The organism is Phenylobacterium sp. (genome assembly GCF_004799395.1).
GTDB lineage: Bacteria > Pseudomonadota > Alphaproteobacteria > Caulobacterales > Caulobacteraceae > Phenylobacterium.
In genome coordinates this window covers 1-10,124 of sequence record NZ_SSMZ01000241.1, presented here as the reverse complement: position 1 = coordinate 10,124, position 10,124 = coordinate 1, and the positions used below count along the sequence as shown (strand labels likewise).

7 protein-coding genes are annotated in these 10,124 nt (G+C 68.4%); 3 read left to right on the top strand and 4 right to left on the bottom strand.

Translation table 11 applies throughout. From position 1 onward, the window contains the following. On the bottom strand, positions 1 to 1,291 hold a 1,291-nt coding region (locus E8A12_RS15355; protein ID WP_293370340.1), incomplete at its 3' end, for a peptidase S10. A gap of 164 nt (positions 1,292 to 1,455) precedes the next feature. Here E8A12_RS15355 and E8A12_RS15350 point away from each other — a divergent pair. Then, the gene (locus E8A12_RS15350) at positions 1,456 to 2,043 is read left to right on the top strand and encodes a hypothetical protein (RefSeq protein WP_293370338.1); all 588 of its coding nucleotides are present in this window, start codon (positions 1,456 to 1,458) and stop codon (positions 2,041 to 2,043) included. A gap of 182 nt (positions 2,044 to 2,225) precedes the next feature. Then, positions 2,226 to 4,118, top strand: coding sequence for a PQQ-binding-like beta-propeller repeat protein (locus tag E8A12_RS15345; protein WP_293370336.1), 1,893 nt, complete (start codon positions 2,226 to 2,228; stop codon positions 4,116 to 4,118). 13 nt (positions 4,119 to 4,131) lie between these two features. On the opposite strand, the gene E8A12_RS15340 is transcribed toward E8A12_RS15345, so the two are convergent. The 3 genes from E8A12_RS15340 to E8A12_RS15330 form a co-directional block, all read right to left on the bottom strand. After that, positions 4,132 to 6,423, bottom strand: coding sequence for an ATP-binding protein (locus E8A12_RS15340; RefSeq protein ID WP_293370334.1), 2,292 nt, complete (start codon positions 6,421 to 6,423; stop codon positions 4,132 to 4,134). A gap of 107 nt (positions 6,424 to 6,530) precedes the next feature. Continuing rightward, a complete protein-coding gene (locus tag E8A12_RS15335; RefSeq protein WP_293370332.1) occupies positions 6,531 to 7,229 on the bottom strand; it encodes a response regulator in 699 nt (232 codons plus the stop codon). Positions 7,230 to 7,409: 180 nt separating this feature from the next. Continuing rightward, a complete protein-coding gene (locus E8A12_RS15330) occupies positions 7,410 to 9,581 on the bottom strand; it encodes a copper-translocating P-type ATPase (RefSeq protein WP_293370330.1) in 2,172 nt (723 codons plus the stop codon). Between the two features lie 96 nt (positions 9,582 to 9,677). On the opposite strand from E8A12_RS15330, the gene E8A12_RS15325 reads away from it, so the two are divergent. Continuing rightward, positions 9,678 to 9,953: a metal-sensitive transcriptional regulator gene (locus E8A12_RS15325; RefSeq protein WP_293370328.1), complete on the top strand. Its 276-nt coding sequence runs from the start codon at positions 9,678 to 9,680 to the stop codon at positions 9,951 to 9,953. Positions 9,954 to 10,124 lie beyond the last annotated feature (171 nt).

Genomic DNA, 10,124 nt, shown 5'->3' with positions numbered 1-10,124 from the left:
CGGTCGTGTAGCCCAGACCCTGTTCCAGCCAGTCGTGCAAGCCGCCGACGTAAGCGCCATTGATGCCGGTGTCCGACGGATCGTATTCCGGGTTCTCGCCGGCGTTGTCGGTGTTGATGCCGGTGAAGCGGGTGTCGTAGCGGCCGAGAATCCGGTTCTGGTCGCGCAGCAGCTCGGTGCGGAAGCGGGACAAGTCCACGCGCAGGTTCGCTCGTTTGATGAAGTCCACCGGGATGCCGATGTAGGCCGAGAGCTGCTTGGCGGTGGCGTCGAATTCCTCTGGCGAGATGTTGCCGCCCTTGGTGAGCGCCGCCAGGTAGGGGCCCGCCGCCCAGGCGCGGACTTCCTTCAGATAGGCCGGCAGGTCGGCCGGCTGGGTCGCCGACTTCTTCCAGTAGACGGCGGTCGCCGCGAAGCTCGGGACGTAGCTGACGTAGGAGTGGTCGAAGCCACTATCGTGGGCGCCGTAGTTCAGCACCGAGGAGAGCAGCAGCACGCCGTTCACCTGCATGCCGCGCTGCTGCAGCGCATAGACCAGGCCCGCCGAGCGGGTCGTGCCGTAGCTCTCGCCGAACAGGAATTTCGGCGAGTTCCATCGGTGGTTGATGGTGATGTAGCGCTGGATGCCGCGCGCGAAGGCGTCGATGTCCTGATCCACGCCCCAGAACTCGGTCCCCTTGGTGTCGCCGAGCGGGCGCGAATAGCCCGCGCCGATGGCGTCGAGGAACACCATGTCGGACTTGTCGAGCAGCGACTGGTGGTTCTCGGTGATCGTGAACGGCGCATTGTGCGTGGCGTTCGGCGAGTCGGTCATCACGTGCATCGGACCGGCCAGGCCCATGTGCACGAACAGCGACGACGAGCCCGGGCCGCCGTTGTAGCTGAAGGTCACCGGGCGGTTGGGATCCTTCGGGCCGTCGGCGGTGTAGGCCACGTAGAACATCGAGGCGATCGGTTTGCCGTCGTCCGAGCGCAGCGTCAGCGTGCCGGCCGTGGCGGTGTAGGGGATGGTCTTGCCGTCGATGGTCACCGTGTGGTGCGAGACCTTGGCGACCTCGTTGACCGGAGCGGTGGCGATGTCACTGTCGCCGATCTTGTGCTCGCCGGCTTCGGCGCCGCGGACCGTGCGGCGCTCGACCACGAGGCCGGTGTTGTTCGGCGGCTCATCCGGGGTGACGCGCGCCGCACGGGCCGAGGCGCTGGGATTGGTCTGCGGCTGCGGCGGCTGCGCGAACGCGACTGTGGCGGAAAGGCCCAGCGCGACCATTGCGGCCGCGGTCTGACGGATCATACGTGTACCCCTTGAAAAGGACCTGGAAAGGCGTGGCGACACGCGCGCGCCCCGGCGTGCGACACAACTTCACACGCTTACGTGGCGCAACCTTGCGCCGCTGTGTTGCCGTCACATTTCGCCGCTGCCTTATTCCAGCGGCTTGCGGCGCGCAGGATGCAGGCATGACCAGCGCCCGACGCCCTCATCTCATCCTGGCCGCCCTGGCGGCTCTGGCGCTGGCTGGGTCCGCCCGCGCCGGCGACCCGGAAATGGTCACCACGGCCCCGCCCGCCGCCGCGGGCGCACCCTCCACCGCCACCGGCGCATCATCCACCGCCGCGGGCGCATCATCTAACGTGGCGGACCAGATCGACGCCTATCTCAAGAGCTCGCCGGCGCTCGCCCTGCCGAAGGACACGGCCAGCGGCGTGGTCTCGGGGGACGCGCCGCGCCAGGTCCACGGCGTGGTCGATGTGAGCGTCGGCTCCAACGGCTACCGCAGCGCTTTCGTGGAAAGCGACCTGCCGGTGGGCAAGACCGGCACGCTCAGCATCGCCGTCAGTAAGACCGAGTTCAAAGGCCGCTACGGCGACCGCTACGCCGGCGAGGGGCGCCAGAGCCTCGGTCTGGGCCTGGCCTTGGGCGGCGCCGCGGACCCTGCCAGCCTCGCTTGCCGGCAGGTAGCCGGACCGGGCTACGCCATGTTCGATCCACGGCTGAGCGACAGCCGCCCCTGCCGCACGCCGGAAACGCCGCCTCCGCCGCAATAGGCCGAACCCCTGACGACCCATTGTCGTATATTTCCATTCTCTTCATAGACTAGTTTACATCGCAGACTTAATGGCCTACCGTTCGGATGCCAGCCGGATCGGCTGGCGGCGCGGCCTGGAGTCGGACACTGTCGTCCGACGCCTCCAGCAGACGGGGTCCGGACTTGAAGTCGATGCGCAGCATGAGCGCCCTGGCTCTGGGCCTGGCCCTGGCGACCTGCGTGATGGCCGAGGCCCGGGCCCAGGCAAAGCCGGCGCCGACCTCGGCCGAAGGCGCCGCCCAAGCCGAGGGCGGCAACGGCAGCATGGGCCAGTTTACTGGCGCCGGCGGCGACCCGGCGCTGGGCGAGAACCTCTACAAGTCGAAGTGCGCGAGTTGCCACGACACCCCCTCGGGCCGCATCCCGCCCAAGGCTGCGATCGCCCAGAACACCCCGACCTTCATCGTCTCCGCCCTGGTGGAAGGCGTGATGCGGCCGATGGCGTTCGGCATGGCGCCGCACGACATCGCCTCGGTCGCGGCCTACTTGTCGGCCCGCAAGGACGGAGGCCTGGGCGCTGGCGTGCTGGAGGCTCCGGCCTGCACGGACAAGCCGGGCGCGTTCACCTTGGCCGGACCGGCCTGGAACGGCTGGGGCAATGGCGAGACGCAAGGCCGCTTCCAGCCCAAGCCCGGCCTCAGCGCCGCTGAGGTTCCTCGCCTGAAGCTGAAATGGGCGTTGGCCTATGCGGGAACCCGCAACGGCCAGGCCACAGTGGCGGGCGGACGGCTATTCCTCGCCTCCAGCTCCGGCGCGGTCTATGCGCTCAACCCGCAGATCGGCTGCGCCTACTGGCGCTTCGATGTGCCCGGCGGATCGCGCAGCAGCGTCACCGTGGGCAAGTTGGCGAACGGAAGGTACGCCGCTTTCCTCACCGGCTGGACCGAGCGCACCGCCTATGCGCTCGACGCCGAGACCGGCGCGCTCATCTGGAAGACCAGGGTCGACAACCAGAACGAGGTGCAGATGACCGGCTCGCCCGTTCTGCACGCCGGCCGGCTCTACATCCCCGTCTCGTCCGCCGAGGAAGCCATCGCCATCGACGACAAGTACGAATGCTGCAAATTCCGCGGCGCGGTGGTGGCGGTCGACGCGGCCAGTGGGAAGGTGGCGTGGGAAACCTTCATGGGTCCCGAGCCCAAACCGTTCAAGAAGAACCCCAAGGGCGTGCAGATGTACGGGCCCGCGGGCGCGGCGATCTGGGGGTCGCCGACGATCGACGCCAGGCGCGGCCTGCTCTACGTGACCACCGGCGACAGCTACACCGACCTCGCGATGGACAAGGCCGAGGCGGTCGTGGCGCTGGACCTGAAGAGCGGGGCGATCCGCTGGGCCAATCAGCTCACCAAGGGCGACAACTACATCATCGGCTGCTATGGCCCGACCCCGCGCGCCAACTGCCCTTCGCCGTCCGGGCCGGACTACGACTTCGGCGTCGCCCCGGTGTTGCACACACTCCAGAACGGCAAGCAGTTGATCCTGGTCGGACAGAAATCGAGCCAGGTCTATGCCCTGGATCCCGACGCCAAGGGCAAGGTCGTCTGGGCACATCGCCTGAGCGTCGGCGGGCCGTTGGGCGGGGTCGAGTTCGGCCCGGCCGCCGACCGCGCGAATTACTACGTCGGCATCTCGGACATCTATGTGAAGGACCCAAAGCCCGGCCTCTACGCCTTCCGCATCGCGGATGGGGAGTTGCTGTGGTCGGCGCCCAGCCCCAGCGTCGCCTGCGCTTGGAAGAACCCATATTGCACGGGCGCCATCTCACAGGCGGTGACCGCCATGCCGGGCATCGTCTTCGCCGGCGCCATGAACGGCCACTTCCGCGCCTACGACAGCCAGACCGGCAGGGTGGTCTGGGACGTGGACACCGCCGCGCCCATGTCGTCGGTTTCCGGCAAGGAGACGAAGGGCGGGGTGATGGACGGCGCTGGCGCGACCGTCGCCGGCGGCGCGGTCTATGTGACGTCAGGCTACCAGGGCCGCTCGGGCGCCTCCGGCATGGTGCTGATGGCGTTCTCGGTGGACGGGCGCTAGAGCCCGGCGACGGTTAGGCTATCTTCTCGCGCTCCACATGGGCGGCGTGCATCTGAGCCTCTAGGGCGCTCACCAGTTCGCTGGCGGAGATGGGCTTGTTGATGTGGGCGTCGGCCCCGGCCTCGCGGCCGTCGGCGACGTGCTGCGGCAGGCAGTTGGCCGAGACCATCAGGATCGGCGCACGCGGCCGATGGGTGCTGCGTTCCCAATCGCGGATGCGGCGCGTGGCTTCGAAGCCGTCCATCACCGGCATCTGGATATCCATGAGAACGGCGTCGAAGGCGCCGGTCTTCATCGCCTCGACGCCCTCGCGGCCGTCCTTGGCGGAGACGTGCCCGATCCCCACGCTTTCGAGGATCAGCTCCATCACCTGGCGGTTCACCGGATTGTCGTCGACGATCAGCACCATGAAGTCGTCGCTGGGCGCGACGTCCGGGGCGTCCGGAGCCGCCTCGGCGGCTGGCTCGGCGCAGGCCTCGAGCCACGGAAGGTCGAGCGTGAAGCTGAACACCGAACCCTGGCCGGGCGCGCTGTCGCAGCCTAGTTCGCCGCCCATCAAGCGCACAAAGTCGTTGCAGATGGCCAGCCCCAGACCGGCGCCCCCGTGCTTGCGCGTCGCGGTGTTGTCGGCCTGGCGGAAGCGCTGGAAGATCGTCGCCTTCTGATCGGCGTCGAAGCCGGCCCCGGTGTCGCGGACCTCGAAGCGAACTCGGTCGCCGCGCCGCTGCGCGCTCAACGTCACCTGGCCGGCCTCGGTGAATTTGATGGCGTTGTTCAGCAGATTGCCAAGGACCTGGCGAAGGCGTTGCGGGTCGCACTCGACCAGGCCGAGGGCCGCGGGATCGATTCCCACGCTCAGCGCCAGATCCTTTTCTTCGGCGGCCCCGGCGAAGAGGTCCTTCACCGACCCTACCAAATCGGCCAGTTGCACGGACTCTGGACGCAACTCGACCACGCCGGCCTCGACGCGGGCCAGGTCGAGGAGATCGGTGAGCAGTCCGTTCAGAAGGGCGCCCGACTGCTGGATCACCCCCACCAGCTGGCTTTGCTTCGCCGAAAGCCCAGTGCGCGTCAGCACCTCGGCGACACCCAACACTCCGTTCAGCGGGGTTCGGATCTCGTGGCTGATGTTGGCGAGGAACTCGGACTTGGCGCGATTGGCGGCCTCGGCGGCGTCGCGGGCAGCGGCCATGACGGCGGCGCTGTGTTTCTGGTCGGTGACGTCGGTCAGCACGGCGACGCCGCCGCCATCGGCTGTGCGGAAGGACTCGTGGCGCAGCCAGCGGCCATCCGGCAGGTGGAATTCCGCGGCTGCGCCGAGCCGACGCTCGGCCAGGACATCGACCCAGCCGGCCTCGTCGTCGGCCGCGTCGGGGAACCACCCTGCCGCTTCAGCGGCTTCGATGTGGGCGCGCCGCGACGCGCCAGCCACCACCTCGATCCCGCAGCCGGCCATCAACGCCGCATAGGCGCCGTTCCAGACCTGCACCCGATCGGAAGGATCGAAGAACGCCAGTCCGGCTGGCACGGCGTTCAGCGCGTGGCGCACATTGGCGAAGGTGTTGCGCTGGCCTAGCCGCTCCATCAGCATCAGGCCCGCCCCGGCTGCAAGAACGAGCATCGCCAGTCCGCCGGTCGCCAGCGCCAGGCCTCCGCGATCCATGACGGCGCCCACTGTGACCAGGGCGGGATCGGGTGTGAGCGTCACGGCGGTCATGGCGGTGAAGTGCAGGCCCACGATTCCGAGGAGGAAGACGCCGGCGGGAGGCGCCCACGGCCAGCGACCCGTCAGCACGTTCCGGACGGCGAAAGCCCCCATACCGCCAGCCGCCGCGATAAGGATCGATGCCGCCACGTACGCCATGCTCCACGACACGTCGGCCTGGGTGCGAATGGCTGCGATGCCGGTGTAGTGCATCACGGCGATGCTGGCGCCGGCCGCGGCGCCGGCGATCAGGGCGATGCTGCGATCACGCGTCCTGCCCGGTCGCCAGGCAGGGAGTGAGAAAGCGACGCCCATCCCCACTACCGCCGCCAGGAGCGACAGTGCTGTTCCGGTCAGGTCGTATCCGATCTTCAGGGTCGGCTGATAGGCCAGCATGGCCACGAAGTGCGTGGACCAGACCCCCGCGCCGGCGTCCAGGGCGCTTAGGCCCAGCCACGCCCAGCGCATTGCGCCCGAGGCTTTTAGGCCGCGCGTATGGAAGGCGAACGCCGAGCAACAGGCGACGCTGCAAATGCCGGCGGCCACGGCCACGAGGCGCAGGTCGTGCTGCACGAAGATGCAGGTCAGGACGGCGAACACAAATCCAGCTTTCCGTCTGAGAACAGGCCGCACCTAGCCGGACAACGGTTAAGGAGTCGGATAGTCGACGGGCGGCGTCAGGCTCAGGCTCAGGCTCAGGCTCAGGCTCAGGCGGCGAGTTGCGCGGCCCCGGCGCAGGCCGCCAGCTCGCCGATCAGGGCGGCGACGGAAATCGGCTTGGCCAAGTGGCGGTCGGCGCCGGCTTCGCGGCCAGCGGCCACGTGCTCTTGGAGGCAATTGGCCGAGACCACGATGATCGACGATGGGGTGTCGCCGCGCTGAGACTGCAGGGCGCGGATGCGGCGGGTGGCTTCGAAGCCGTCCATCACCGGCATCTGCAGGTCCATCAGCACGGCTTGGTGCGGGCAGGCTTCCATTGCCTGGACCGCCTCCAGTCCGTTCTCGACCGAAACATGGGCCACGCCGACGCTGTCGAGGATCAGCTCCAAGACGTGCCGGTTGATGGCGTTGTCATCGACGATCAGCACGCTGAAATCGTCGGGCGGCGAGGCGGGCGCGAGGGCGACCGGCTCGGACGCCGCGGTGGGCTCGACGAGCGTCAGGACCGGGGCGGCGGGCTCGGCTAGGAAGGGGGCGTGGCCCGGATCGGTGGCCGCCAGGTCTTCGATGGCGAAGGGCGACGGCGCTGTCGGCGCAAGCGCCTTGCGGGCAGGACCTGCGGGACGGGAGGTGGCGCGCAGAACCGGGATGTAGAAGCTGAAAGCCACGCTGACCGCGACCACCCAGATGACCACGCCGACGGCGGTCAGAGGCAGGTCGGCGGTTATACCGGCAAAAGTATCCAATGGAGCCTCCCTAGATTCTGCATATATTGTCGGGCATCCGTGATGAATAATTGCCGGTTCAAGCTTAAAAATTGGTGGAATTTCAGGTAACAGTATCCTCCGTATCTATACGGATGCAGTATACGTAGATTCACGTATACATCGGCCTCGCCCGCCTCAGCGAGCTCGAACGTTCGTCGGTCAGAGCCTGACGACTCTCAGCCGAAGTGCGTTCCCGATAACGCTGACCGAAGACAGAGCCATGGCCGCCGCGGCGATCTGCGGCGACAACAGCCAACCGAACGTCGGGTAGAGGATGCCGGCCGCGATCGGCACGCCGGCCAGGTTGTAGATGAAGGCGAACAGCAGGTTCTGGCGGATGTTGCGCATCACGGCGCGCGACAGTCGCCGTGCCCGGACCAGACCCTGCAGGTCGCCCCGCAACAGGGTGACGCCCGCGCTTTCGATGGCGACATCCGAGCCCGCGCCCATGGCCACGCCAACCTCGGCCGCGGCCAGGGCCGGCGCATCGTTGACCCCGTCGCCCGCCATCGCGACCGCACGACCTTCAGCGCGCAGTTTCTGGACCACCTTGGCCTTGTCCTCGGGCAGGACCTCGGCCTCCACGTCTTCGATCCCCAGGCGCCTGGCGACCGCCTCGGCGGTGGTGCGGTTGTCGCCGGTCATCATGACCAGGCGCACGCCGTCCGCCTGCAGCGCACGCACCGCCTCGGGCGTGGATTCCCTGATCGGATCGGCGATGCCGAGCACGCCCGCGAGCCGCCCGTCCACGGACGCGAAGATGGCGGTGACCCCCTCACGCCGCAGGGCTTCGGCTTCGGCCTCCAGAATTCCGAGCGCCACGCCCCGCTCGGTCATCAGCCGCACGCCGCCCAGGACGATGACCTTGCCGTCGACGGTCCCGAGCACGCCCTTGCCGACCGGCGAGTCGAAGCCCGTGACCTCGGAGAGCTTCAGGCCGCGCGCTTGGGCCGCGCGCAGGATCGCATCGGCCAGGGGGTGTTCGCTGCCGCGCTCGAGGCTCGCGGAGAGGCGCAGCAACTCCGCCTCTTCGAAGCCGGGCGCGGGAAGCATGGCGGTCAACGCCGGCCGGCCTTCGGTGAGCGTTCCGGTCTTGTCGATGACCAGGGTGTCGATCCTTTCGAAGCGCTCCAGAGCCTCGGCGTTCTTGATCAGGACGCCGGCGCGGGCGCCGCGACCGACGCCGACCATGATCGACATCGGCGTTGCCAGCCCCAGCGCGCAGGGGCAGGCGATGATAAGCACGGAGACGGCCGCAACCAGGGCGTATGCGAAACCCGGCTCCGGCCCGACGGCCATCCAGGCGGCGAAGGCGACTGCCGCCGCAGCGATCACCGCCGGGACGAACCAGCCCGACACGCGGTCGGCCATCCGCTGAATGGGCGCGCGGCTGCGCTGCGCCTCGGCCACCATCTGGACGATGCGCGCGAGCAGCGTGTCGGCGCCGACCTTTTCGGCCCGCATCACGAATGAGCCGGTCTTGTTGATGGAGCCCGCGATGACCTTGGCGCCGGGTTCCTTGGTCACCGGCATCGACTCGCCTGTAACCAGCGACTCATCGATGGAGACCCGACCCTCGATCAGCTCGCCGTCAACGGGGACCTTCTCTCCTGGACGCACCCGCAGCCGGTCGCCGACACGGATCAGGTCCAGCGCGACCTCCTCATCCTCCCCGTCGTCGCGGACCCGCCGGGCGGTTTTTGGCGCAAGGTTCAGCAGCGCGCGGATGGCGCCGCCGGTCTGCTCGCGGGCCCGCAGTTCCAGGACCTGCCCCAACAGCACCAGGACGGTGATCACGGCGGCGGCCTCGAAATAGACCGGGACGGCGCCTTCGTGGCCGTGCAGCGACGGCGGGAACGCCCCCGGCGCCAGGACCGCGACGACGCTGTAGAGCCAGCTCACGCCGACGCCCATGGAGATAAGCGTGAACATGTTGAGGTGACGGGTTCTCAGCGAGGCCCAGCCCCGCGCGAAGAACGGGGCGCCGGCCCAGACCGCCACCGGCGTCGCCAACGCGAACTGAACCCAGCTGGAGACCGCTGGTGCGATCAGCGCATGCATGTCCATCAGGTGGCCGCCCATCTCGAGGACGAAAACCGGTACGGTCAGGACCAGAGCGATCCAGAAGCGCCGCGTCATGTCGGCCAGTTCGGCGTTCGGCGCCGCGTCCGCACTCGCGGTCTCTGGCTCGAGCGTCATGCCGCAGATCGGACAATGGCCAGGTCCGACCTGCCGGATCTGCGGGTGCATCGGGCAGGTGTAGATCGTCCCAGCCGCAGCGCTCCCCGGCGCTTGACCGTGATCTAGGTGATGGGCGCAGGGCTCGGCCATGATGCAATCTCCTCGCAGTCCCACATACCCCTACAGGGTATATTGCAAATACCCCTTCGGCGTATATAAGTCGAGCCTCGCCAAGGAGCGCTGCCGATGGATGCCCAGGACAGACCGAAGCTGCTCAACCGCCTGAGCCGAATCGAGGGCCAGGTGCGCGGCATTGCGCGGATGGTCGACGAGGACCGCTACTGCATCGACGTCCTGACCCAGGTGCAGGCCGTGCGCGCCGCGCTTTCGCGGGTCGAGACCGAACTGCTCCGAGGCCACCTCGGCCACTGTATCGAAGGCGCCATCGTCAGCGGCGACAAGGACGAGCAGCGCCGCAAGGCCGCCGAACTGATCGAACTCCTGGAGCGCGCCGCCCGATGAAGTCTGTGCTGGTCGCGGCCGCGGGCCTGGCCGCCAGCGCCATCGGAGTCCCCGCCTCGGCGCAGTCGTCGGATACGGGCATGCCGGCGATGAGCATGGCGCCGGCGGATGCAGCTCAGCCGCCGCACATGGGCATGGGCATGGCCCAGATGGAAGGCGCACTCGGCTCCT